Source organism: Pseudidiomarina aestuarii, from assembly GCF_048263735.1.
Classification (GTDB): domain Bacteria; phylum Pseudomonadota; class Gammaproteobacteria; order Enterobacterales; family Alteromonadaceae; genus Pseudidiomarina; species Pseudidiomarina aestuarii_B.
In genome coordinates this window covers 221330-244723 of record NZ_JBLXDX010000002.1, presented here as the reverse complement: position 1 = coordinate 244723, position 23394 = coordinate 221330, and the positions used below count along the sequence as shown (strand labels likewise).

General features: G+C 49.4%; 23 protein-coding genes. 19 read left to right on the top strand and 4 right to left on the bottom strand.

Annotation, left to right across the window (positions count from 1 at the left end):
• Window positions 1-35 precede the first annotated feature (35 nt).
• The 4 genes from ACN0S4_RS05875 (at window position 36) to sucD (ending at window position 6604) form a co-directional block, all read left to right on the top strand.
• Window positions 36-2843, top strand: a complete 2808-nt coding sequence (locus ACN0S4_RS05875) for a 2-oxoglutarate dehydrogenase E1 component (protein ID WP_417656780.1) — start codon at window positions 36-38, stop codon at window positions 2841-2843.
• Window positions 2844-2856: 13 nt separating this feature from the next.
• Window positions 2857-4428 carry a 2-oxoglutarate dehydrogenase complex dihydrolipoyllysine-residue succinyltransferase gene (gene odhB, locus ACN0S4_RS05870; RefSeq protein WP_417656779.1) on the top strand — a complete coding sequence of 524 codons (1572 nt, stop codon included), beginning with the start codon at window positions 2857-2859 and terminating at the stop codon, window positions 4426-4428.
• Between the two features lie 137 nt (window positions 4429-4565).
• Window positions 4566-5732, top strand: coding sequence for an ADP-forming succinate--CoA ligase subunit beta (gene sucC, locus ACN0S4_RS05865; protein ID WP_417656778.1), 1167 nt, complete (start codon window positions 4566-4568; stop codon window positions 5730-5732).
• Window positions 5732-6604, top strand: a complete 873-nt coding sequence (gene sucD / locus ACN0S4_RS05860) for a succinate--CoA ligase subunit alpha (RefSeq protein ID WP_169929586.1) — start codon at window positions 5732-5734, stop codon at window positions 6602-6604. The genes sucC and sucD overlap by 1 nt, the downstream gene beginning before the upstream one ends.
• Window positions 6605-6664: 60 nt before the next feature.
• Here sucD and ACN0S4_RS05855 read toward each other — a convergent pair whose 3' ends face one another.
• A complete protein-coding gene (locus tag ACN0S4_RS05855; RefSeq protein WP_417656777.1) occupies window positions 6665-7600 on the bottom strand; it encodes an alpha/beta fold hydrolase in 936 nt (311 codons plus the stop codon).
• 108 nt (window positions 7601-7708) lie between these two features.
• Between ACN0S4_RS05855 and ACN0S4_RS05850 the strand changes: the two genes are divergently transcribed.
• From ACN0S4_RS05850 to ACN0S4_RS05835, 4 genes are all read left to right on the top strand, one after another.
• On the top strand, window positions 7709-8638 hold the full coding sequence (locus tag ACN0S4_RS05850; RefSeq protein ID WP_417656776.1) for a M14 family metallocarboxypeptidase: 930 nt from the start codon (window positions 7709-7711) through the stop codon (window positions 8636-8638).
• The gene (locus ACN0S4_RS05845; protein ID WP_417656775.1) at window positions 8631-9509 is read left to right on the top strand and encodes a DMT family transporter; all 879 of its coding nucleotides are present in this window, start codon (window positions 8631-8633) and stop codon (window positions 9507-9509) included. Before ACN0S4_RS05850 ends, ACN0S4_RS05845 begins: the two co-directional genes overlap by 8 nt.
• 32 nt (window positions 9510-9541) lie before the next feature.
• Window positions 9542-10801, top strand: coding sequence for a hypothetical protein (locus ACN0S4_RS05840; protein WP_417656774.1), 1260 nt, complete (start codon window positions 9542-9544; stop codon window positions 10799-10801).
• A gap of 116 nt (window positions 10802-10917) precedes the next feature.
• The gene (locus tag ACN0S4_RS05835; RefSeq protein ID WP_417656773.1) at window positions 10918-11868 is read left to right on the top strand and encodes an MBL fold metallo-hydrolase; all 951 of its coding nucleotides are present in this window, start codon (window positions 10918-10920) and stop codon (window positions 11866-11868) included.
• An 18-nt stretch (window positions 11869-11886) separates the two neighbouring features.
• On the opposite strand, the gene ACN0S4_RS05830 is transcribed toward ACN0S4_RS05835, so the two are convergent.
• The gene (locus ACN0S4_RS05830; protein WP_417656772.1) at window positions 11887-12450 is read right to left on the bottom strand and encodes an FMN-dependent NADH-azoreductase; all 564 of its coding nucleotides are present in this window, start codon (window positions 12448-12450) and stop codon (window positions 11887-11889) included.
• A 197-nt stretch (window positions 12451-12647) separates the two neighbouring features.
• On the opposite strand from ACN0S4_RS05830, the gene ACN0S4_RS05825 reads away from it, so the two are divergent.
• From ACN0S4_RS05825 to ACN0S4_RS05810, 4 genes are all read left to right on the top strand, one after another.
• Entirely contained in the window at window positions 12648-13574 is a 927-nt protein-coding gene (locus tag ACN0S4_RS05825) for a LysR family transcriptional regulator (RefSeq protein ID WP_417656771.1), read from the top strand.
• A gap of 68 nt (window positions 13575-13642) precedes the next feature.
• Window positions 13643-14875 (top strand): acyl-CoA dehydrogenase family protein, encoded by a 1233-nt coding sequence (locus tag ACN0S4_RS05820; RefSeq protein WP_417656770.1) that lies wholly within the window; start codon window positions 13643-13645, stop codon window positions 14873-14875.
• Complete coding sequence (locus ACN0S4_RS05815) at window positions 14872-15948, top strand: phosphotransferase family protein (RefSeq protein WP_417656769.1); 1077 nt, start codon at window positions 14872-14874, stop codon at window positions 15946-15948. Before ACN0S4_RS05820 ends, ACN0S4_RS05815 begins: the two co-directional genes overlap by 4 nt.
• 3 nt (window positions 15949-15951) lie before the next feature.
• Window positions 15952-16707 (top strand): SDR family oxidoreductase, encoded by a 756-nt coding sequence (locus ACN0S4_RS05810; protein WP_417656768.1) that lies wholly within the window; start codon window positions 15952-15954, stop codon window positions 16705-16707.
• 3 nt (window positions 16708-16710) lie between these two features.
• On the opposite strand, the gene ACN0S4_RS05805 is transcribed toward ACN0S4_RS05810, so the two are convergent.
• On the bottom strand, window positions 16711-17178 hold the full coding sequence (locus ACN0S4_RS05805) for a hypothetical protein (protein ID WP_417656767.1): 468 nt from the start codon (window positions 17176-17178) through the stop codon (window positions 16711-16713).
• The gene (locus ACN0S4_RS05800; protein WP_417656766.1) at window positions 17175-18116 is read right to left on the bottom strand and encodes a pirin family protein; all 942 of its coding nucleotides are present in this window, start codon (window positions 18114-18116) and stop codon (window positions 17175-17177) included. Before ACN0S4_RS05800 ends, ACN0S4_RS05805 begins: the two co-directional genes overlap by 4 nt.
• A gap of 161 nt (window positions 18117-18277) precedes the next feature.
• On the opposite strand from ACN0S4_RS05800, the gene ACN0S4_RS05795 reads away from it, so the two are divergent.
• The 7 genes from ACN0S4_RS05795 to glnS all read left to right on the top strand — a co-directional run bounded on the left by ACN0S4_RS05795 (window position 18278) and on the right by glnS (window position 23386).
• Window positions 18278-18457 (top strand): hypothetical protein, encoded by a 180-nt coding sequence (locus tag ACN0S4_RS05795; protein ID WP_417656765.1) that lies wholly within the window; start codon window positions 18278-18280, stop codon window positions 18455-18457.
• Window positions 18447-18731 (top strand): hypothetical protein, encoded by a 285-nt coding sequence (locus tag ACN0S4_RS05790; protein WP_417656764.1) that lies wholly within the window; start codon window positions 18447-18449, stop codon window positions 18729-18731. Before ACN0S4_RS05795 ends, ACN0S4_RS05790 begins: the two co-directional genes overlap by 11 nt.
• Window positions 18732-18756: 25 nt before the next feature.
• Window positions 18757-19185 (top strand): hypothetical protein, encoded by a 429-nt coding sequence (locus ACN0S4_RS05785; protein ID WP_417656763.1) that lies wholly within the window; start codon window positions 18757-18759, stop codon window positions 19183-19185.
• A gap of 6 nt (window positions 19186-19191) precedes the next feature.
• Entirely contained in the window at window positions 19192-19953 is a 762-nt protein-coding gene (locus ACN0S4_RS05780; protein WP_417656762.1) for a 5-oxoprolinase subunit PxpA, read from the top strand.
• Between the two features lie 17 nt (window positions 19954-19970).
• Window positions 19971-20648, top strand: coding sequence for a 5-oxoprolinase subunit B family protein (locus tag ACN0S4_RS05775; RefSeq protein ID WP_417656761.1), 678 nt, complete (start codon window positions 19971-19973; stop codon window positions 20646-20648).
• Window positions 20641-21594, top strand: coding sequence for a biotin-dependent carboxyltransferase family protein (locus tag ACN0S4_RS05770; protein WP_417656760.1), 954 nt, complete (start codon window positions 20641-20643; stop codon window positions 21592-21594). Before ACN0S4_RS05775 ends, ACN0S4_RS05770 begins: the two co-directional genes overlap by 8 nt.
• Window positions 21595-21718: 124 nt before the next feature.
• A complete protein-coding gene (gene glnS / locus ACN0S4_RS05765; RefSeq protein ID WP_417656759.1) occupies window positions 21719-23386 on the top strand; it encodes a glutamine--tRNA ligase in 1668 nt (555 codons plus the stop codon).
• The last annotated feature ends 8 nt before the right edge of the window (window positions 23387-23394 follow it).

The following is a 23394-nucleotide window of genomic DNA, read 5'->3' as shown; positions in this document are numbered from 1 at the left end:
CTATTTTTTTGTGAAACGAGTGTGAAGGAACAGCGATGCAAGATGGCGTAATGCAAGCCTGGCTAGAATCCTCCCACCTGGCTGGTGGTAATATGGCCTATGTTGAGGAGCTATTTGAGGTTTACCTTGACGATCCAACGGCGGTAGGCGACGAATGGCGCCACTTTTTTGATCAGTTGCCGAGCGATGACGGTCGTGCAGATACCAAACTGAGCACGATTCGCGAACAATTTCGTGAAGCTGCAAAAAATAAGTTTAAGCAAGCTGGAACCGCGGTTGCAGCAGCGCCCGATCAAAAGCAAGTCAAAGTACTCCAGCTCATCAATGCCTACCGGTTCCGCGGTCATCAGCATGCGAATCTGGACCCGCTCGATTTATGGAAGCAGCCTACAGTTCCAGATTTAACGCTCGAGCATCATGAATTGTCGAAAGACGATTATGATAAAGAATTTAACGTTGGGTCTTTAGCCGTTGGCACAGACACGATGAAGCTCGGTGATATTCACAAGACTCTCAACCAAATCTATTGCGGCTCTATTGGTGCAGAATATATGCACATTGTCTCCACGCGCGAGAAGCGTTGGATTCAGCAGCGTTTAGAAGGTGTGTTGGGGCGTCCTGAATTCAGTCAAGACCTGCAGCAGCGTATTCTTAAAGAGTTGGTTGCAGCAGATGGTCTCGAAAAATATTTAGGTTCTAAGTTCCCTGGCGCTAAACGCTTCAGTTTAGAGGGCGGCGACAGCTTGGTGCCGATGCTCAAAGCATTGATTCACCGTGCCGGTGAGCAAGGCAGTAAGGAAGTGGTTATCGGTATGGCCCACCGTGGCCGACTCAACGTGTTAGTCAACGTGTTGGGTAAAAAGCCAGCCGATTTATTCGACGAGTTTGCCGGTAAGCATGCGGTTAATAAAGGCTCGGGTGACGTGAAGTATCACATGGGCTTCTCATCTGATTTCGCGACCAAAGGTGGCGATGTTCACTTAGCGCTCGCGTTCAACCCGTCGCACTTAGAAATTGTGAACCCGGTTGTGATGGGCTCAGTTCGAGCGCGTATGGATCGCCTTGGCGATAGCACAGGCTCGAAAGTCCTCCCGATTACCATTCACGGTGATGCCGCTATTGCTGGGCAAGGCATCGTGCAAGAAACATTCAACATGTCGAAGACCCGCGCGTTCCAAGTGGGCGGCTCGATTCGCATTGTGATCAACAACCAAGTCGGTTTCACCACATCTAAACGTGAAGATAGCCGCTCTACGCAATACTGTACGGATATTGCAAAGATGGTGCAGGCGCCAATATTCCACGTGAATGCGGATGATCCTGAAGCCGTGGTGTTTGTCACTCAGTTAGCATTAGATTATCGCAACACGTTCCAACGCGACGTGATGATTGACCTGGTTTGTTATCGTCGGCATGGCCACAACGAAGCGGATGAGCCGAGTGCTACGCAGCCGTTGATGTATGCAAAAGTGAAACAGCATCCAGTGCCGCGCGAAGTTTACGCTGAGCGCTTGTTGAACAACGGTGTCATTAAAGACAAAGACCTGGAACAACTGGTCAGTGATTATCGCGACTTGCTCGATAAGGGTGAGATTGTCGTTGATGAATTCCGTGAGATGAAGAGTCATTCATCGGACTGGAAACCATTCATTGATAACGAATGGAACGTTGAATACGACGCGAAAATCAGTCTCGAACAAGTGAAAGCATTAGGGAAAGCAGCCAGTACGGTTCCTGACTCGCACGCATTGCATTCTCGGGTTGGTAAGGTTTACGACGAACGCCTGAAAATGGCTGCCGGTGACAAGCCAGCCGACTGGGGCTTTGCGGAAACCTTGGCTTACGCCACTTTGGTTGATCAAGGCGTTCATATTCGTCTGACGGGTCAAGACAGTGGTCGTGGAACGTTCTTCCATCGACATGCGGTGCTGCATAACCAAGATGATGCATCGACCTACATGCCGTTGAATAATATTCGTGATGGCCAAGGCAAGATTGAAATTTATGACTCCGTACTCTCAGAAGCTGCAGTCGTTGCTTTTGAATACGGCTACGCAACAGCAGAGCCAAAAGCACTGGTGATGTGGGAAGCGCAATTCGGCGACTTCGTAAATGGCGCGCAAGTGGTCATTGACCAGTTCTTGAGTTCGGGTGAGCAGAAATGGGGTCGTTTGTGTGGCCTCACGTTGTTGCTACCGCATGGGTATGAAGGCCAAGGCCCCGAGCATAGTTCTGCGCGCTTAGAGCGGTTCTTGCAGCTGTCTGCTGATCACAACTGGTCAGTCTGTGTGCCAACGACGCCTGCACAAGTGTTCCATATGATTCGTCGGCAGCAATTGCGTCCAGTGCGGCGCCCGTTGATTGTCATGACGCCGAAATCACTTCTGCGTCATCCGTTAGCGGTTTCTGAGCTGGAAGAATTGACAACCGGTGTATTCCAGAACGCTATTGCGGAAGTGGATGAGTTGGCGCCGAAGAAAGTCAAACGAGTCGTGTTCTGTTCGGGGAAAGTGTACTACGATCTGCTGCAAGAGCGTCGCAAGCGTGAACAAGACGATGTTGCGATTGTGCGGATAGAGCAGTTGTATCCGTTCCCAGCTGAAGAAGTTGCTGAAATTTTGAAAGATTATCAGCATGTAAAAGATTTTGTTTGGTGTCAGGAAGAGCCTCAGAACCAAGGTGCTTGGTACAGTAGCCAACACAACTTCTGGGCAGCAATTCCAAAGGGTGCTGCATTGACTTACGCAGGACGAGCGGCGTCGGCTGCTCCAGCGGTGGGTTATTTGTCAGAGCACACGAAACAGCAAACCCAATTAGTCGATGACGCGCTAACCATTAAATAGGTGATATTTGACCATGGCTATTGATATAAAAGTTCCTCAACTCCCTGAATCTGTTGCTGATGCAACAGTCGCTACTTGGCACGTCAAGCCAGGTGACAAAGTGTCGCGCGATCAGAATTTGGTCGATATTGAAACCGATAAAGTGGTTCTCGAAGTGGTAGCGCCAGAAGATGGTGTCATTGGCGAGATTATCGCTGAAGAGGGTGCAACCGTCGGTGCTGAAGAAGTGATCGGCAAGCTTGAGAAGGGTGATGGCGCAGCCGCGAAATCTGACTCGAAGCAAGACGGTAAAGCTGACGCTAAAGAAGAGCCGAAAGAAGAGTCAAAAGACGAATCGAAGGACGAGAAAGCTCCAAAGCCTGCTGCGAAAAGTTCAGGCAGTGGTGAAAAGCTGGAAGTCAAAGTACCTACATTGCCTGAGTCTGTTGCGGATGCAACTATTGCCACTTGGCATGTGAAGGCTGGCGACGCGGTGAAGCGTGACCAGAACCTAGTAGATATCGAAACTGACAAAGTTGTGCTTGAAGTGGTTGCTCCAGCTGATGGTGTATTAGCTGAAATTAAACACGAAGAAGGTGCCACTGTTGGTGCTGATGACGTGATTGGTATCGTTGAAGCAGGCGGTAGTGCTGACGCTCAGTCGAATCAAAGTGACGACAAAGCAGCGGAACCAGAGTCGAGTTCAGATGATGACTCGGATAGCGATGTCGCAGGCCCAGCGGTGCGCCGTTTACTCGCTGAGCACAACTTGAAAGCTGCAGATATCAAGGGCACCGGTAAAGGTGGTCGAGTCACGAAGGAAGATGTAGAGAAACACATGAAAGACGGTGGTAAGAAAGAAGCTCCAGCTGCTCAGCCAGCTGCGGCACCAGCGAAAGCGGGCGATCGTGACCAGAAACGCGTTCCAATGACGCGTCTGCGCAAGACTATTGCGAAGCGTTTGTTAGAGGCGAAGAATGCCACAGCAATGCTGACAACGTTCAACGAAGTCAACATGAAGCCAATCATGGACTTGCGTAAAAAATACAAAGACGTATTCGAAGAACGCCACGATACGCGCTTAGGCTTTATGGGCTTTTACGTGAAGGCGGTGACTGAAGCCCTGAAACGTTTCCCTGACGTCAATGCATCGATTGATGGTGATGATATTGTTTATCACAACTATTTCGATATCAGCATTGCGGTATCAACGCCGCGTGGTCTGGTTACACCGGTATTGCGTGACACCGATAAAATGAGCATCGCTGACATCGAAAATGGGATTCGTGATTTAGCTCTGAAAGGTCGTGATGGTAAATTGACCATGGACGATATGCAGGGTGGTAATTTCACAATCACCAACGGTGGCGTGTTTGGTTCATTGTTATCGACGCCTATTTTAAATCCACCACAAAGCGCTATTTTGGGTATGCACAAAATCCAAGATCGCCCAATGGCGGTAGATGGGAAAGTTGAAATCCTACCGATGATGTATTTAGCCTTATCTTATGATCATCGTATTATCGACGGGAAAGAATCTGTCGGCTTCTTGGTAACCATCAAAGAGTTACTGGAAGATCCACAACGTCTGTTGTTAGACGTGTAAAGAAAATACACAGCCGCCGCCAAGAGAAATCTTCCCGGCGGCTGTCTTTTTCGCACGCAAAGCTGTAAAATGCGCGCGATTTTCGGGTAGTGGCCACGGTGGCTGCTTAAGTTGTTCAAACGAATCGGAAGAGCATCATGAACTTGCATGAGTATCAAGCCAAACAACTTTTTAGAGAGTTTGGTTTGCCAGTATCAGAAGGCTACGCAGTAGACACTGCGGAAGAAGCCGTTGAAGCTGCAAAGAAAATTGGTGGTGAGCGTTGGGTAGTGAAAACCCAAGTACACGCAGGCGGTCGCGGTAAAGCGGGCGGCGTGAAATTGGTCTCTAGCCTCGACGACGTTCGCGCATTTGCGAACAACTGGATCGGCAAAAACCTTGTGACCTATCAAACGGATGCAAATGGCCAGCCAGTTGCCAAAATTTTGGTTGAGAGCTTGACTGATATCGGCTCAGAGCTTTATCTCGGTGCTGTTGTTGACCGTGCGACGCGTAAAATCGTGTTCATGGCATCAACTGAAGGTGGCGTTGAGATTGAGAAAGTTGCTGAAGAAACGCCTGAAAAAATTCTGAAAGCGATCATCGACCCAACGGTTGGCGCACAGCCATACCAAGGTCGTGAGCTTGGCTTCAAATTAGGCTTGAACGCGGATCAAGTGAAGCAGTTCACTAAGATTTTCCTTGGTTTAGCCAAAATGTTTGAGCAGTATGATTTCGCGTTGTTGGAAATCAATCCGCTGGTAATCACTGAGCAAGGCAACCTGCATTGCTTAGACGGCAAAATCAACATTGATAGTAACGCATTGTATCGTCAGCCGAAGATTCGTGAAATGCACGATCCTTCGCAAGAAGACGAGCGTGAAGCACAAGCTGCAAAATGGGAACTTAACTACGTAGCATTGGACGGTAACATTGGCTGTATGGTCAATGGTGCAGGTTTGGCTATGGGTACCATGGACATCGTTAAGTTAGCAGGCGGTCAGCCAGCAAACTTCCTTGATGTAGGCGGCGGTGCGACCAAAGAGCGCGTTACTGAAGCATTTAAAATCATCCTGTCTGACAAGGCTGTCAAAGCCGTACTCGTTAACATCTTTGGCGGTATTGTCCGTTGCGACATGATTGCCGAAGGTATTATGGGTGCAGTGGAAGAAGTCGGCGTGAAAGTTCCTGTAGTTGTACGTCTAGAAGGTAACAACGCAGAATTGGGTCGTCAGAAGTTAGCGGAAAGTGGCCTCAATATTATTGCAGCTGAGAGCTTGTCTGATGCTGCTGATAAAGTGGTTGCTGCGGCAGGAGGTCAATAATGTCTATCTTGATCGATAAGAATACTAAAGTTATTTGCCAAGGTTTTACCGGCGGCCAAGGTACGTTCCACTCTGAGCAAGCGATTGCTTACGGAACGCAAATGGTTGGCGGCGTAACTCCAGGTAAAGGCGGTCAAACGCATTTAGGTTTGCCAGTATTTAACACGGTGCGTGAAGCTGTTGAACAAACGGGCGCTACTGCATCAGTTATCTACGTACCAGCTCCATTCTGTAAAGACTCTATTGTTGAAGCTGCAGACGCTGGTATCGAGCTGATCGTTTGTATCACTGAAGGCATTCCAACGTTGGATATGCTGTATGTGAAAGAATATTTGACGCACAAAGGCGTACGGATGATTGGTCCAAACTGCCCAGGAGTAATCACTCCGGGTGAGTGTAAGATCGGTATCATGCCAGGTCACATTCATAAGCCAGGTAAAGTTGGTATCGTTTCACGTTCAGGTACATTGACGTATGAAGCTGTGAAGCAGACAACTGACGAAGGTTTTGGTCAGTCTACCTGTGTTGGTATCGGCGGTGACCCGATTCCAGGCTCAAACTTTATCGATATCTTAGCGATGTTTGAGAAAGATCCTAAAACCGAAGCGATCGTCATGATTGGTGAAATTGGTGGTACTGCAGAAGAAGAAGCTGCGGAATACATCAAAAACAACGTCACTAAGCCGGTTGTGTCTTACATTGCTGGTGTCACTGCACCTCCGGGTAAGCGCATGGGTCATGCGGGCGCTATCATTTCTGGTGGTAAAGGTACGGCGGATGAGAAGTTTGCAGCATTAGAAGCAGCAGGCGTCAAAACTGTACGTAGTCTTGCAGAAATAGGTAAAGCATTACGTGAAAAAACAGGCTGGTAAGCCTAGTTTAGTGTTCACGACTACAAAGGCCACTCCGAATGCGGAGTGGCTTTTTTCGTTTTAGCGTAAGAAAGCTCTGACGGCATCGGCTGTCTGAACCGGAGCTTCCTCGTGCGGTACATGACCCAGTTCTGGAAAAATCACTAAAACATTATTGGGTATATCTGCTGCGTATTTGTGTGCGTTGGCTACCGGAATAAGTGTGTCACGCCCACCCCAAAGAATGAGTGTCGGTTGGCTCAGGGTGCGCAATGTCTCACTTTCATCGCGAGACTGCTGCAATTTAAATCTCAGTCGCAAGGCACGCCGATTACCCTCACGAAGCGTCATATCGTAATACAATTGAACCAGCTCATCGGTAACTAAGCTTGGGTCACCATAGACATTCTCGACACTGCGACGAATCATAAACTTAGGCGTAAAATACTCCATGGAATAGCTTAGGATTGGGGCTTGAGCAATGCGAAAACCTAAAGGTAATTCTTCCGGGTTCCACTCGTAACCACCACTTGGGTCGACAAGAATCAGCCGGGAAACGCGCTCTGGATAAAATTCCGCTGTTTTCCAAGCAATAAAACCACCGAGGGAATTGCCGCCTAAATCAAAGGTCTCGATACCAAGTGCACTGGCAAAGTCAGCAACAAAATTCGCATAGGTTTCGACGCGATAATCATCATCTTGGCGTGGGCCGGTGAGTGCAAATCCGGGTAAATCTAAGCGGATAATTTGGCGCTGATCCTGCAGTTCTTTCACCCAACCATCCCAGGTATGGAGACTCGCTGACGTGCCGTGCAGCAGTATCAGAGGAGGTGCTGCTGTAGTCATTCCTTCAATACGATAATGTACTGTTAAGCCATTCACTTGAGCGAATTGCGAGGGTGCTTGGGCGTATTGTGTGTAGAGTTGTTGAACCGGTTTATCTGGCGCCCACCAAAGAATCAGCAGCACAGCAATACCACCAAACAACAACCAAGCCAGTTGTCCCATCATACGCATTGAATTGATCTCCTGCTGCCGTGATTGGCGGAACCATGATACGCTTATTCCATAAGCGCTAGTAGCATCTAGTAGAGCAGAAACAGCAACGCAAAAAAAGAGGATTCTATGGCAGAGGCATTTGTCTATCACATCGGCACAAAAGGGCAACCCTGGGGCGTGGAGGAAAAGCAGCAATGGTTGAGTGAACAACACAAGAAACGCTCTTATGTAGATGATGTTGTGACTGCTATCGATGCGTTAAAAGATCAGTTTACCGTGGAGTGTTATGGTCATCTTGATTATGCGGTGGGGCGGTATGATTTGTTCGTAGTCAAGACGCGTCAGTGGCAACCAGAGTTGCCAACGATTGTCGTAACTGGCGGTGTGCATGGTTATGAAACGAGTGGTGTGCATGGTGCTTTACGATTCTTGCAAACGACTGCGACCGCTTATGAAGACCGCGTCAATGTTGTCGTGTTTCCCTGTTTGAGTCCGTGGGGCTATGAAACCATCAACCGTTGGAATCCTGCTGCAGCTGACCCGAACCGTTCCTTTAAGGTTGGCAGCGGCGTACTGGAGTCAGAGTTGCCCATGCAGTATCTGGCACAACTGGAGACTCCTTTCGCCATGCATGTTGACCTGCATGAGACGACGGATACCGATAACTCGGAGTTTCGCCCGGCGCTGGCAGCGAAAGAAGGGAAGGTGAATACCAACTGGAATATTCCAGATGGCTTTTATTTAGTGGGGGACGCCGACCGCCCAGAGGCTGATTTTCAAGGCGCTATCATTCGCTGCGTTGGTGCGATTACGCATATTGCTGAACCTGACAATCAAGGTAATTTTATTGGCGTGCCAATGGAACAAGCGGGAGTCATTAATTACGCTGCGAAGCCACTGGGTTTGTGTATGGGGATGACCAATGCTCCTTATGTGACGACTACTGAGGTATACCCAGATAGCCCAAAAACCAACCCTGAAGAATGCATTGTTGCGCAAGTTGCAGCTATTACTGGTGGTCTCGATTATCTGCTGAGCACGCATAGCAGTGACTAAAACACGACCGTTAAGTCCGCTCATCCTCGTGCTGATGACTGTGCTCGCCATTGTGGCGTTCGCGGGTAATTCCATTTTGGCGCGGCTGGCACTCAAGGATGATGCGATTGATGCAGGGACGTTCACGTGGTTGCGACTATTCGCCGGGATTGTGACATTGTGTTTTATCCTAGCGCTTCGTGGGCACTGGCCACGGCAGTTTACGCGCGGTGGAAGTTGGCGTGGCGCTTTTGCATTGTTAGGCTATGCCATCGCTTTTTCCTATGCTTATGTCACGTTAGAAACCGGCATTGGCGCGCTTATTCTGTTTACTTCGGTACAACTCTCCATGCTGCTGATTGGCTGGTGGCAGGGTAATCGGGTCACGTTGCGTGAATGGCTTGGCGTCGGATTGGCGTTCATAGGATTTGTTTATTTGATTCAGCCGCAGTTAAGTGTGCCGGATTCGTCACTTGGGGTTGTTTTGATGATCACAGCAGGCTGTTGTTGGGGCATCTACTCATTGGTTGGACGCGGCTCGAAGCAGCCTTTGCTCGATACAGCCAGTAACTTTACGCGAACCTTACCCCTGTTGGGCTTGCTTTTGCTAGTGACAATCGAGCACTCTGTCTGGAGTGCTCAGGGTATTTGGCTGGCGATCTTATCGGGCAGTCTCACCTCAGGTGTAGGGTATGCCATTTGGTATTTAGCGCTGCCTCATTTGACGGTGACTATTGCCGCTGTTTGTCAATTGACGGTGCCGGTAGTGGCGACGTTGGGTGGTGTGTTGTTTGCCAGCGAAGCACTGACTATGCGTTTATTTATTGCCACTGTCTTAATTGTCAGCGGTATCGCTTGGGTGGTCATGAGTCGCCGACAACAGTCGAGGTGAATGACGTACCGACCAGTTCGTGGTGAGGACCTATGCAGAATCGTTCCATTCGGTTGTTAGTGTTGCTCTTCTGCGCAGTAGGCGTGCTTGCGCTATACCTATACGCACAGCAGCCGCGCGAACAAATCAATGTGAATGTGTACCGCGAACAAACGGATCTGACCGATCGATGGTGGGTTCAATACCAGTTAGCAGAGCCAGTTACACGACTCGAATTTATTCGTACCCCAGATCAAAGCAGAGTTGCTCGTTGGTCTCCTGAGTCGGGCGAGTTTATGATTGCTGTTGCCGCAAATGGTAATGAATATATTCAACGCGTCGATCAACAGCCATTCCAGTTTGTTAGTTTCGAATTGACCCCAACCTATACCTATCTCGAGCAGGATTATGCGCCATTCTCGCCTTATTCGGATGGTGGCATGGCTTGGTTTAGCGGTCGTTTCAAAGTTTGCCCTGAATCCTGTGAATTTGCCGGCCAATTTCGCTTCTATTTCACGATGCAAAGCGCACCCACTGATTCCATTGTGATTCCCACCGAATCTGCCACTGAAGCACTCAGTTGGTATGAAAGTGCTGATGACGGTTTGATGGTTTATGTTGGTGAACAACGGCCGAGTCAAAGCGGAATGCCGTTGTTGATTGATCAAGGTATTCCCGCATCGTTACAAAGTGAGCTGCGAAACAGTCTGGAGCCAATGTTGAATTACTTCGCGGCGCGCTTAGGCGCCCTAGAAACCGCGCCGATGGTGTTCGCCTCATACAGCAGCACCTCGAATGGGCGTTACGGTAACCAAGGGGGCGTGATTGGCAGTCAACTGTTCGTGCATTGGTATGGTATGGCTCTGGAAGACAGAATGATTGAGCCTACCTTCGTCAATGACACCTTGTGGTTTTTTGCTCACGAAGTTGCTCATCTCTATCAGCGCAATCTATTCGATAATGATCATGCTTGGATCCATGAAGGCAGCGCGGAGTGGATGGCCTATCGCTATTTGGAGAGTATCGGTGTGTCCGCCAGCTATTTAGAATCGCGGTTAGCGCGTGCAGAGCGGTTATGTGCTGAAGCGAATCCGGATGACAGGATTCGGCAAGACTATGCATGCGGCATGTTGTTAGCTAAGCGAATTGATGAGGCTCTATTGCGCGAGTATCCATTCGGGATCTATTACTTTTGGCAGGAATTCTTAGCACGCTCGAATGAACATTCGGAACAATATACGGTGTTTCAAGAAACGCTTGAGGAATTGACCCACCATCAATTTGCGAGTGCGTTGCTGCGAAGTGCACCATAAACTTGTTACGTTGATCTGAAAAATAGTGACTATGCGCGATCTAAATACTCAGGCGGACGGTACATTGTCTAAACTAAGTTGTTGATTAACATGTTTAACGACAGGAGATGAAAGCAATGAAGCAAGTGTTGACCACAGTAGGCGTTATTGTCTCATTAACTCTATCTTCAACGGTCGCAGCGATGGATGGATCAGAGGGCGATAAACAAGCGCCTGGTTTCTATCGAATGACGCTCGGCGATTTTAAAGTAACCGCCATTAGCGACGGCACCGTAACCTTGCCAGTACACGATCTACTTCATATGGACGCAGACGCAGTGCAACAGCGTCTTGCCGAAGACTTTCTTGCAAGTCCGTTAGAGACGTCTGTCAATGGCTATTTAGTGGATACAGGTGAACAACAAATTCTGATTGATACTGGGGCCGGTTCATTATTCGGTCCGACGCTGGGATTCTTTCGCGATAACCTGTGGATGGCTGGCTACAAGCCCGAAGACATTGACGTGATTTTGATTACGCACATGCATCCTGACCATGTCGGTGGCTTGATGCACGACGGTGAGAAGGTGTTCAGTCAAGCGACGGTCTATGTGGACGCAGATGATGCTGATTTTTGGCTGAGCGAAGCCAATTTGAATGCAGCTGCCGAGAGTGACAAAGGCTTTTTCCAAGGTGCTCAGGCATCCTTGTTACCTTATCGTGACAGCAATCAACTCGTTACCTTTGCCGATGGTGATGAGCTGGTATCAGGCGTAACGGTGAACCCAACTCCCGGACATACGCCGGGTCACAGTGTTTATCACGTTGAGAGTCAAGGTGAGACACTCGTGGTGTGGGGTGACATTATGCATGTAGCCAGTGTTCAGTTTGAAGATCCAACGGTTACCATTGCCTTTGATACCAACAGTGAACAAGCTTTGGCTCAGCGCCAGCGGATTTTTGAGGAAGTGGCTGAGCAAGGCTACTGGGCAGCTGGAGCTCATGTGGCATTCCCCGGCATCGGGCATTTACGTGAGGAAGAGCAGGGCTATCGCTGGGTACCGATTAATTACAGCACCCAGCTTTAACGTGTTTTGGTTGAGGCGCTACACGAGCGCCTCAATTTCCGCTTGTGCTGCTTGCAGAGCTTGCTCACGCGGTTCTTCACCTAAGTTAACGCCTTCTGCGCGAACCACTTGAACATTGGTAATCCCGATAAAGCCTAGCGCTTGACGCAAGTAGCTTTCCTGATGATCCATCGCTGCGGCTTCGCCCTTGCTATAGATACCACCACGACCTGACGCAATGTATACCGTTTTATCGGTCAACAACCCTTGTGGACCTTGCTCGGTGTATTGGAACGTAACACCAGCTTTCAATACGCGGTCAAGCCAAGCTTTGAGCTGAGTTGGAATGGTGAAGTTATACATTGGAGCGCCAATGACAATAATATCAGCAGCCTGTAACTCAGCAATCAAGTCCTGACTGAGAGCATTGTCGCCATCCATCAAGGTCTCAGCATCTAAATGCGGGACAGGTTGAGTGACTAAATCACGATAGGTCACATCATGGCTGCCCGTTTTCTGCAAACGCTCAACAATACCTGCGCTTAACTTGCGGCTGACCGATTGGCCAATAAATAATCCAGAATCTAAATGTAATATGTTCATACAACCTCCAAACAAAGAATGGCCGAAGCCAAAGGTGCGCTGTGTAATCTGGTGACTATACTAAACTGTTCCATTCATAGCGGTAGTAGGCTAAATTAGAATCAATCGTTCCAATAATGGAACAAAGAGCAAGTAAATAGTGAATAGTGAAAGGTGAATAAAACACACAAACTGTGATTTATTTACGGGAGGAGCGGATGCTGCCTGATTTGACCAACTATATGTTGTTTGCCAAAACTGTTGCCGCTGGCAGTATTAGCGAGGCAGCGCGCGAGCTTGGCATGCCTAAGTCCACATTAAGTCGACGCTTGACCGAACTTGAGAATGTGCAAGGTGTACGGCTGTTACATCGCAGCACGCGGGGCTTGAAGGTGACCGATATTGGACAGGCCTTTTTGGTACATTGTGAAAGCTTAGTAGCGGCGGCAGAGGCTGCTCAGCAAGTCACACAAATGGTGCAGGAAACGCCGCGAGGTGATATTCATGTGTCGTGTCCATATGCGATTAGCCAGAGCTTATTGGTGCATTTATTACCAGAGTTTATGGCGCTCTATCCTGAAGTTCGGATTCACTGGCGGGTAACCAATCAACCGGTCAATCTCATTGAGGAGGGCATCGATGTTGCGTTGCGAGTGCGGCCGACCATCGAAGATTCCTCGCTGATTGCACGGACCTTGAGTCGAGCGCCGACAACCTTGTATGCCTCACCAGCTCTACTCAATCAGCATGCTATCGAGCACCCATTAGATATTCTGCAGGTGCCGTTGTTATCGATGCATTATAGCAGTGGTCGTTACCGCTATGAGCTGACGCACACCAGCGGCGATAAACTGAGTATCAGCTATCAACCACGACTCATTACCGATGACATGTTCGTTCTCCGCGAAGCAGCAATTGCCGGCCAAGGGATGGTGGCTTTACCCAATTACATCTGTTCGGATGCGGTGCAACAGCAGCAACTACAGCGGGTGTTGCCGGAATGGAATTTGCCGTTAGGAATTATGCATTTAGTGTATCCCTATCGACGAGGTTTATTACCTGCCGTACGGGTGTTTGTCGATTTTCTCGTTGAACGCCTACCCAGTTACGCTCAGCAACTCTATTACAATGAGCATTCGTATTGAATGTTGCGAGCAGGCTCTCTACAATCATTCAAACATGCGTTTAACTTTAGTAGCAAGGCAGGATTCTCATGGATTTTACTCCAAGTGCGAAAACGACCGAGTACCGGCAGCGCCTCATTCAATTTATGCGCGAGCATATTGAGCCGAATGAAGCGAATTATCACAAGGAATGTCGGCGCTTAAACGGCTCGGCTGATTGGCGCACATGGCAGGTACCACCGCTGGTGCGGGAGTTGAAAGCCAAAGCCAAAGCGCAAGGTTTGTGGAATCTCTTTTTACCGGATGACGACCTTGGGGCTGGACTCACCACGTTGGAGTACGCGCCTTTAGCTGAAGTAATGGGGCATAGCTTGTTAGCGCCAGAGGTTTTTAACTGCAATGCTCCCGATACCGGGAATATGGAGGTGTTGTATCACTTTGGTACCAAACAACAGCAGCAACAATGGTTACAGCCTTTACTAGCCGGTGATATCCGATCTGTGTTTTGTATGACAGAGCCTGATGTAGCGTCGTCAGATGCCACCAACATGCAGGCTCGTATTATTGGAGATGGCGACGATGTTGTGATTTCTGGGCGCAAGTGGTGGTCAACTGGATTGGGTCATCCCGATGCAAAGTTCGCCATTGTGATGGGGTTAACCGACCCTGATGCGGCGAAACATCAACGGCATAGTATGGTGATTGTGCCGCTGGATACGCCTGGCGTGACCATTGAGCGTATGTTGCCGGCTTTTGGTGAATATGATGCACCATACGGCCACGGCGAAGTATTGTTTGATCAAGTTCGAGTGCCCAAGGAGAACGTAATTGGTGGCTTAGGCGATGGCTTTCGAATTGCACAAGGGCGTCTAGGGCCAGGACGTATTCATCACTGCATGCGCGCTTTAGGTGCCGCAGAAAAAGCATTGCAACTGTACATGCAGCGTGGGCAAGAACGAATTGCATTTGGGCGGCCGCTATTGCAACTTGGCGGCAATATGGAACGGGTTGCTGACATGCGTGTTGCTATTGATCAAGCGCGTCTGTTGACGTTTTACGCAGCGTGGAAAATCGATCAAGTTGGGGCGATGAAAGCGCTCGCTGAGATTTCAGCGATCAAATTGGCAGCGCCCAGTGTGTTACAGCAAGTGGTTGATGAAGCCATCCAACTATATGGTGGTGCGGGCATGTCCCATGATGTGCCACTCACCAGTTTGTTTGCAGTTGCTCGTGCACTGCGCATTGCGGACGGTCCGGATGCTGTGCACCGCGCCACTATTGCGAAAGTTGAACTGAACAAATATCGGGAGCGTGAGTCATGAGCCAAACCAATCTCGCGACGGTGGAAGATAAAGCCGGCCGAGTGCGTGATGGTGAATCGCTGCCTGAAGCTCCATTAGTGGCGTATCTCAAGCAACAGTTGCCGCAATTAGAGGGTGATGTACGCATTACCCAATACGCTGGTGGAGCGTCCAATTGGACTTATCGCTTGCAGTTCGACAATGCTGACTTGATTTTGCGGCGTCCACCTGCCGGAACCAAGGCCAAATCAGCGCATGACATGGGTCGTGAGTACCGCATTCAAAAAGCACTGAAGCCAGTGTTTCCGCATGTTCCCGAAATGCTCCTGCATTGCAGCGATGAAACCGTGATTGGCGCTGAATTTTATGTCATGGAGCGCATCGCTGGCATTATCCCGCGGAAGAATATGCCGCGCGAGCTAACCTTAAGTGAAGCGCAAACGCGTACCCTGTGCCAACGCGCATTGGATTGCTTGATTGAGCTACATCAAGTGGATATTGAGCAAGCCGGTCTCACCGATCTGGCGAAAGGTGCAGGTTATACCGAGCGACAGGTGAGCGGTTGGAGCGATCGTTATCGCCGCGCCAAGACTTGGAACGTGCCGAGTGGCAAAGGCATTATGCGGTGGTTAGCAGAGCATCAACCGCAACACGAAACCATTTGTATGACCCACAATGACTTCCGCTTCGACAATTTGGTACTCAATAGCAATGACCCAACCGAAATAATCGGAGTCCTAGACTGGGAATTGGCGACGTTGGGAAATCCATTGATGGACGTCGGCAATATGTTGGCGTACTGGATTGAAGCAGACGACGACCGGATTGCTCAATCGACGCGCCGGCAGCCTACCCACTTGCCGGGCATGTTTACACGGCAGGAAGTGATTGATTATTACTGCTCAAAAATGAATGTCGATGTCCGTGATTTCACCTTTTATGAAGTCTTCGGATTATTCCGACTGAGTGTTATCGCACAACAAATTTATTATCGTTATCACCATAAGCAGACCAGTAACCCCGCGTTCAAGAATTTCTGGTTTTTGGTGAATTATTTACATTGGCGAGCGCGCAAGCTCATCAAGCAAGGATAAAGCATGGTACGTCAAACAATAATTATTACCGGTGCAAGCTCTGGACTGGGCGAGGGCATGGCGCGTGAGTTTGCAAAGCTCGGCCGCAATTTAGCATTGTGTGCGCGTCGCACCGACCGTCTGGAAGCACTGAAAACAGAACTTGAAGCGGATTACCCGCAAACCCGCGTGTCGGTGAAAGCGTTAGATGTGAATGATCACGATCAGGTTTTTAGCGTGTTCAAAGCCTTTCGCGAGGAATTTGGTAGTATCGATCGTGTTATCGTCAACGCTGGAATGGGTAAGGGGGCGTCTTTAGGTACCGGATATTTCCACGCCAACGTACAAACGGCGCAAACTAATTTTGTTGCTGCTGTTGCACAATGTGAAGCCGCTCTCGAAATCTTTCGTGAACAAGGGGATGGCCATTTAGTGACGGTGAGTTCTATTTCTGCGCTTCGCGGGATGCCGCGCGCAATGACGGTTTATGCCGCGACTAAAGCAGGTTTATCGGCGCTAACAGAGGGGATTCGAGCGGACTTAATACGGTCTCGCTCGAAGATTAAAACCAGTACCATATTGCCGGGCTTTATTCGCTCTGAAATTAATGAAAAGGTGAAAAACACACCTTTTATGGTGGATACCGAGACTGGCTGTAAGGCTCTGGTTAAGGCCATTGAGAAAGAGCCAGTACAAGCCTATGTCCCGGGTTGGCCTTGGACTTTGGTAGCCTTTTTAATGAAACGCCTACCACTCAAGATTGTGATGAAACTTGGCTGATTTTTAATCGAGAGGGCAGTCCACAACACGTTCGGTATTGATACTCAACGTATGTGGATTGCCGTCGACATCACGATAAATGACAGAACTTCGAGCTACGTTCAAATGCCCACGGCCAGCGCTATGAAACACCTCTAACGCGCCATTGTCTGCCAAGCCAAGGGTCATACAACCGTCTAATTCAGCTGTGAGCAAGCGTTGCCAATACTGGTTGTGTGGTTCATGAAGCCAAACCTCATAGCCTTGCCAGCTATCATCTCCGCGTTTGCACTCATGCAACTGTACTTCGGCACCATTGTTAGCGGTCAACACCACTTGTAAGGATTCGCATGCGGCTAGAGGCGGTGGATCGGGCTCAAACACAGTGTACTTATAAATAAATACCGAAATAAAAATAATGGCTACGGTAATACCTGCGGCCAAAAACCAGAGTCCGAGTCGACGTGTCATTCTCACAAACGCTGTAATCATTGCGGATACTCCGGAGCCAACAAACGCTCGCCTTGATAATGTGCGACCTCACCAAAACGTGGATGCCCGTCATTCCAGTCGCGCTGCGCTTGTTTTACCCGCTCCAAATCACTACTGACAAAGTTCCACCACATTTTTACGGGCAATTCAAAAGCCTCACCGCCCAATACCATGAGTGTGGTATCGGCACTGAGTTCAATAGCCAGTTCTGAACGATTCGCACCGAGCTGAATGACTTCATGCTGACGCACCGTAGTTCCTGCGCAGTCTAATCGACCGCGACATACGTAAATGCAATATTCAAACTCGGCCTGGAGATGAAGGTCGGTAGCAGTGGCTCGGGCAGTGCTGATAATCAGCGCCAGCGAAGGATGAAACGTCAGTGCAGGCGATTGATAATGTTGTCCTTGCTGGCGGTATTCGCCGACCAGTAAAGTTGCAGTGCAATCGCCGATGGTAAACTGTGGTACTTGCCGATAATGGTCAAAACGCGGTTCGGTGCGTTCGTGCAGTGGTGGCAATGCGGACCAGAGCTGCAAACCATGCAAGGGGTCACTGAGCTGTGCATCCGCAATTTCGGCATGGCTAATGCCTTCGCCACTGGTCATTAAGTTCAATTGCCCACTGCGCAAGGGTTGTTCATACCCTAAACTATCTTGATGAACCAATTGCCCCGAGAATAACCAGGTGATGGTTTGCAGGCCTATATGTGGATGTGGTGCGACATCGAATTGTTGGTAGTCTGCTTTAGCAACTGGACCAAAATGATCGAGGAAACACCACGGACCTACCATGCGTAATTGTTTCTGTGGGAGGATCCGATAGACAGTTAAGGCGGGCGTTAACGGCCGTGGTTTTGCGACCAACACTCGGCTGTCGAGTTGTCGATGCTCGGATTCACACGTTTCTGGGGTATTGTCATCGGGCGTTCGGCTCATACTGGACTCTCGGTATCTGGTATCTAATCTTTTGTTCTGACCTAAGTTCCTGCGAATTAGTATGGCATTGAGCGCGACAATAGTCGAATAGGGCGCTGCGGCACTTTCTTCGTAGCCACGAATTCGGTAATGTGTAGGAAATTCAACGCGAGGGTATCGGTATGCTTATTCCATTACTTGTCGTTGCAATCGGTTTTGCGGCGTTATTAAGTGGCGTCTGGGAGCAGAACTGGGTGACCATTATCATCGGCATCGTTTTGATGTTCGCGGGTTGGTTGGTCTTTTTTATAAACTGGCGTAAAACCGCTAAACAAGGAAAAATCAATAACCATGAACAGTAGTATTGTAAAACGTTTAGGGGCAATAGCTCTGATTATTGCGGGACTCTTGTTGGCAGTATTGACTCCTGCTGGCGATGATTCTGGTGTATGGCGTAATGTTGGTGTCGGTTTATTGATAGCGGGAACGGTCTGGCTGATTCGTCAACCGAGTGCGCCGGTTGATGCCAATGCGGAACGTGAAGAAACCAAGCCCATTACATTGGCGCAATCGCCGATACTCTGGTTACCTATCATTATTATTGTCGTAGCGCTGAGTGCGTGGCTACTCAATTAATCTAAGAGAGACGGTGGGACAGTCTATGTCGCTGCAATTACGATTAGTTATTTTGGCCGGATTGGTCGGGTTATTGTTCTACAACGCCACGCAGGCGCAATTAACAGCCGTTATTATTGATTATGGGCTAGGCTGGTATCAACTGGGAGTTCCAGTCGCCTGGGGTCTGATTCTGGGGGCTTTGGTAACGTTAATTGGCGTGCGTATTTTCGACAGTTGGTTAGTACCACTCACATATATTGCTGGCTGTGTAATCACTATGGGCTTAACGGGCGCTGCGGCTGTTTTCGGCGCGCATCAAATAGCCGGATTGATGTTACCGCCTTTGCAGTTGGCGAGTATGGGTTTAGGTCTGTATCTATTCGTCTATGGCTATGCGCGGTTTGCAGCAGCTAAAGCACAAAATAATAAGGGTAAGGCTGATAAAAAGTCGGCTAAATCACCCCAAGAGTAAGTATAGATGCTGTTAAATTGCGATGTTGGAGAAAGCCAAAATTTAGCATTGGTTGCCAGCGATCAAGAAGTATTCCCGTATATTGATTTGGCGAATATTGCCTGCGGCTATCATGCAGGCAGTGCGCCGACGATGGCTGCAACCATTGAGTTAGCGCGCCATTTTGGTGTCACCATTGGTGCCCATCCCTCCTATCCTGATCGTGAGAACTTTGGACGTAAGTCTATGGTGCTCACGGATCAACAGTTAAACGCCGTATTGCATGCACAAATTGGCAGTATTGATCGGTTGTGTATGGCACAACATGCGGTACTTCACTATGTAAAGCCGCATGGCGCTTTGTATAACGACATGCAGGCCAATCTAGAGCTCTTTGAACAGGTTGTCGCGGTTGTTGCTGCAGAGAACCGCTGGCGGCCTGAACCCCTAAAGCTAATGACTTTAGCGACTATCGATCAACAGCCCTATGCTGATATCGCGAAGCGCTATCAAGTTTCACTTTGGTTTGAGGCATTTGCTGACCGTCGTTACACCGAGGATGGTCGGCTGCGGTCACGTGACTATGAGGATGCCGTGCTGGATAACCAAACGGCAATTATCACCCAAGCGGAACGCTTTGCACGAGGCGAATCGATCACCACGGTCGAAGGAGAGCCCTTAATGATCCGCGCCGATACCCTCTGCGTGCATGGTGATAATCCGGCGGCGGTAGCCACGGTAGCGGCCATACGACAGTCGCTGGAACGGATTCAGGGCTCGGCAGGGTGATGTCAACGCGCATCCAAATGTCTACCGCAGCGGAAAACGCGGTGATGTTGAGTCTCGTGGATGAACAGGGGAATTCGCCATTATCCATTGACTGTAACGAGCAACTGCATGCCTTGGCGGGCTGGCTGCTCGATCAGCATCATGATTGCATTGTTGAAGTCGTGCCGAGTTACGCCAGTTTACTGATTTACTATGATGCGATGAATGTGGACGAGGCGACCTTTGTGGCTCGTATTCAGCCGCCATCGGATTGGTACCAACAAGACTCCCAAACTACTGTCAGTTCAGGCACGGAGCACTCAATACAGGTGTGTTATGACCTCGCGGTTGCGCCTGATCTCGAGCGTGTTGCCCAACATGCTGGATTAACGGTTGACGAGGTTATCACTCAGCATCAACAACCCCAGTACCATGTGTATGCGTTAGGTTTTGCTCCAGGCTTTGCCTATTTAGGTGATGTTCCGACAGCCATTCGCTGTCCGCGACTCAAGACACCGCGGCAAAAGGTTCCGGCTTTGAGCGTCGCTATCGCCAATCAACAGACTTCTGTCTATCCTACGGAATCTCCGGGTGGGTGGAATCTGATTGGGCAAGTTGTGGCGCTTCCGCAACTGAAGGCTGGCGATAAAGTGCGTTTTGTCGCGATTGACTTAAAGACATTCAACCGACTCAGACAAGAAGTAGGTCATGGCTAAGATTTCTCCAGTCTTAGAAATTAAGCAACCGGGGCTACTGGCGACCCTCCAAGATCGCGGTCGCAGTGGTTATCTTGCCTCTGGAATCACCTCCGGAGGACCCGTCGATGAATATGCGTTTTTGTGGGCTAACAAGCTCCTCGATAATCCAGTTGATGCCGCACAAATCGAGATAACACTGGGTGGTTTCGAGGCGACTGTGCTGCGCAGAGCGCAAATGGTCGTCTGCGGCGCACCGATGCAGGTGGCACTGAATGGTCGCCGGTTACCTACCTGGCTAGTATTCGATGTGGAGGCGGGGGATGTCTTGACCATTGCTGCTGCGCCGCACGGAGTGAGAAGCTATTTGGCAGTGCGTGGCGGATTTCACGCTGAAGCAGTGCTCGGTAGCGTTGCCACCGTGAAGCGCGACCGCTTGGGTGGTTTACGCGGCGATGGTAGTTCTTTGTTGGCAGGTGATGCCGTGTCTGCTCCTGTTATCTCAGCACCAGCATTGTTACCGCGGCGGCCACGGACCGATTTATTGCAACCGCAATCCGCTAGCAAACCACTGATCATTGACGTAGTAGCGGCCGGGCAGTATGAGCGTTTTTCGCAGCAAGTTCGCGAGCAGTTTTTCTCGCAAACCTATCAAGTCACCGCAGCCCAAGACCGTATGGGAATGCGTTTACAAGGACCACAATCACTCAGCTGGGAGCATGACCAAATTCTCTCTGAACCGTTGCCTGTGGGCGCCATTCAGATTCCACCGGATGGTCAACCTATTATCATGTTGGTCGATCGTCAAACTCTGGGCGGATATCCAAAAATAGGCACGGTAACCTGGCGTTCTCGCTGCCTACTCGGTCAGGCGACGGCAGGTACTGAAGTAGTTTTTAACCTCGTTTCATTGACTGCAGCACAAAACGAATGGCGCCAGTACCAACGGTTTTTTGGCTCATCATAGTTCTTGCCAAGACACCATTTGATAAGTTTGCCCGTACCACCCCAAACCCTTGCCAGTGCGGCAATAAACTGCGATCATAGCGAATCTTTTTTGAACCAACGACCCATGTGGAGTTAACGCATTCATGGCAGCAGACGCGCCCCGTAGTAATTTTATCCGGCATATCATTGATGCAGACTTAGCCAGCGGTAAACACCAGCAGGTGCATACTCGTTTTCCGCCTGAGCCAAATGGTTTTTTACATATTGGTCATGCTAAGTCGATTGTCCTGAATTTCGGCATCGCGGAAGACTACCAAGGCACCTGTAATCTGCGGTTTGATGACACCAACCCGTTGAAAGAAAAGGTTGATTTCGTTAACTCGATCCAAGAGGACGTGCGCTGGTTGGGGTACGATTGGGAAGGTAAGCCAAAGTATTCTTCAGATTATTTTGATCAGTTGCATGGTTACGCTGTGGAGCTTATCGAGAAAGGCCTAGCCTACGCAGACTTTAGCTCACAAGAGAAAATGCGGGAAATGCGCGGCACCTTGAAAGAGCCGGGTGTGAATAGTCCGTATCGAGACACCAGTGTGGCTGAAAATCTGCAGATTTTTGCAGATATGACTGCCGGCAAATACAAAGACGGTGAAGTCTGCTTGCGCGCTAAAATCGATATGGCATCCCCATTTATGGTGTTGCGAGATCCAGTCATTTATCGCGTTCGCTTTGTTCATCATCATCAAACCGGTGACAAGTGGTGCGTGTATCCAATGTACGATTTCACGCACTGCATCTCGGATGCCATTGAGGGCATCACTCACTCGTTGTGTACGCTCGAATTCCAGGACAACCGTCGGTTGTACGATTGGGTGTTAGATAACATCAGCATTGATTGTCACCCACAACAAATCGAATTTTCTCGCCTCAATTTGCAATACACCGTAATGAGTAAGCGTAAGCTGCATTTGCTGGTGGAAGAGGGCAAAGTGAGTGGTTGGGATGATCCACGGATGCCGACGATTGCGGGTATGCGTCGCCGTGGTTATACACCGAGTTCAGTGCGCGAGTTCTGCCATCGTATTGGTGTCACTAAGATGGATAACCAAGTTGAGATGAGTATGCTCGAAGCCTGTATTCGCGACGAGTTGAACCATCAAGCACCGCGCGCAATGGCTGTGATCGACCCGATTAAAATTGTGATTGAAAATTATCCAGACGGTGAGTCAGAAACTATCGCCGCGCCGAATCATCCAAATGACGAAAGCATGGGCGTGCGTGAGCTTCCGTTTAGTCGTGAAATCTATATCGAAGCGGAAGACTTCCGCGAAGAAGCGAATAAAAAGTACAAACGATTAGTGCTCGGTAAAGAAGTACGCTTACGCAATGCGTATGTGATCAAAGCGGAACGTTGCGACAAAGATACCGAGGGTAATGTAACCACAGTTTACTGCACTTATGATGCAGATACTTTGGGCAAAGACCCCGCGGATGGACGTAAAGTAAAAGGCGTTATTCATTGGGTTGCGGCAGCAACTGCGTTACCAGCAGAGTTTCGCTTATACGACCGGTTATTCCAAGTTCCTAACCCAGGTGCTGAGGACGATTTCTTTAGTACATTGAACCCACAGTCATTAGTGGTGCGCCATGGTTATGCCGAGCCAAGCTTGCAGCACATTCAAGCGGAACAAGCGTACCAGTTTGAGCGGATTGGGTATTTCTGTGCGGATAGCAAGGATAGCAGCTCAACAGCGCTGGTATTTAACCAGACGGTTGGCTTACGTGACGTATGGAGTGAAGGTGACGCGAATTAACGCGTCAC

Bases quoted from the DNA above. Each gene is read 5' to 3' on its own strand.
- ACN0S4_RS05795 (WP_417656765.1), top strand. From the start codon at position 18,278: ATGCTTATTCCATTACTTGTCGTTGCAATCGGTTTTGCGGCGTTATTA.
- ACN0S4_RS05770 (WP_417656760.1), top strand. From the start codon at position 20,641: ATGGCTAAGATTTCTCCAGTCTTAGAAATTAAGCAACCGGGGCTACTG.
- ACN0S4_RS05835 (WP_417656773.1), top strand. From the start codon at position 10,918: ATGAAGCAAGTGTTGACCACAGTAGGCGTTATTGTCTCATTAACTCTA.
- ACN0S4_RS05820 (WP_417656770.1), top strand. From the start codon at position 13,643: ATGGATTTTACTCCAAGTGCGAAAACGACCGAGTACCGGCAGCGCCTC.
- ACN0S4_RS05785 (WP_417656763.1), top strand. From the start codon at position 18,757: ATGTCGCTGCAATTACGATTAGTTATTTTGGCCGGATTGGTCGGGTTA.
- ACN0S4_RS05850 (WP_417656776.1), top strand. From the start codon at position 7,709: ATGGCAGAGGCATTTGTCTATCACATCGGCACAAAAGGGCAACCCTGG.
- ACN0S4_RS05825 (WP_417656771.1), top strand. From the start codon at position 12,648: ATGCTGCCTGATTTGACCAACTATATGTTGTTTGCCAAAACTGTTGCC.
- ACN0S4_RS05875 (WP_417656780.1), top strand. From the start codon at position 36: ATGCAAGATGGCGTAATGCAAGCCTGGCTAGAATCCTCCCACCTGGCT.
- ACN0S4_RS05805 (WP_417656767.1), bottom strand. From the start codon at position 17,178: ATGATTACAGCGTTTGTGAGAATGACACGTCGACTCGGACTCTGGTTT.
- sucD (WP_169929586.1), top strand. From the start codon at position 5,732: ATGTCTATCTTGATCGATAAGAATACTAAAGTTATTTGCCAAGGTTTT.
- ACN0S4_RS05840 (WP_417656774.1), top strand. From the start codon at position 9,542: ATGCAGAATCGTTCCATTCGGTTGTTAGTGTTGCTCTTCTGCGCAGTA.
- ACN0S4_RS05790 (WP_417656764.1), top strand. From the start codon at position 18,447: ATGAACAGTAGTATTGTAAAACGTTTAGGGGCAATAGCTCTGATTATT.
- ACN0S4_RS05855 (WP_417656777.1), bottom strand. From the start codon at position 7,600: ATGCGTATGATGGGACAACTGGCTTGGTTGTTGTTTGGTGGTATTGCT.
- ACN0S4_RS05800 (WP_417656766.1), bottom strand. From the start codon at position 18,116: ATGAGCCGAACGCCCGATGACAATACCCCAGAAACGTGTGAATCCGAG.
- ACN0S4_RS05780 (WP_417656762.1), top strand. From the start codon at position 19,192: ATGCTGTTAAATTGCGATGTTGGAGAAAGCCAAAATTTAGCATTGGTT.
- ACN0S4_RS05815 (WP_417656769.1), top strand. From the start codon at position 14,872: ATGAGCCAAACCAATCTCGCGACGGTGGAAGATAAAGCCGGCCGAGTG.
- ACN0S4_RS05775 (WP_417656761.1), top strand. From the start codon at position 19,971: ATGTCTACCGCAGCGGAAAACGCGGTGATGTTGAGTCTCGTGGATGAA.
- sucC (WP_417656778.1), top strand. From the start codon at position 4,566: ATGAACTTGCATGAGTATCAAGCCAAACAACTTTTTAGAGAGTTTGGT.
- odhB (WP_417656779.1), top strand. From the start codon at position 2,857: ATGGCTATTGATATAAAAGTTCCTCAACTCCCTGAATCTGTTGCTGAT.
- glnS (WP_417656759.1), top strand. From the start codon at position 21,719: ATGGCAGCAGACGCGCCCCGTAGTAATTTTATCCGGCATATCATTGAT.
- ACN0S4_RS05830 (WP_417656772.1), bottom strand. From the start codon at position 12,450: ATGAACATATTACATTTAGATTCTGGATTATTTATTGGCCAATCGGTC.
- ACN0S4_RS05810 (WP_417656768.1), top strand. From the start codon at position 15,952: ATGGTACGTCAAACAATAATTATTACCGGTGCAAGCTCTGGACTGGGC.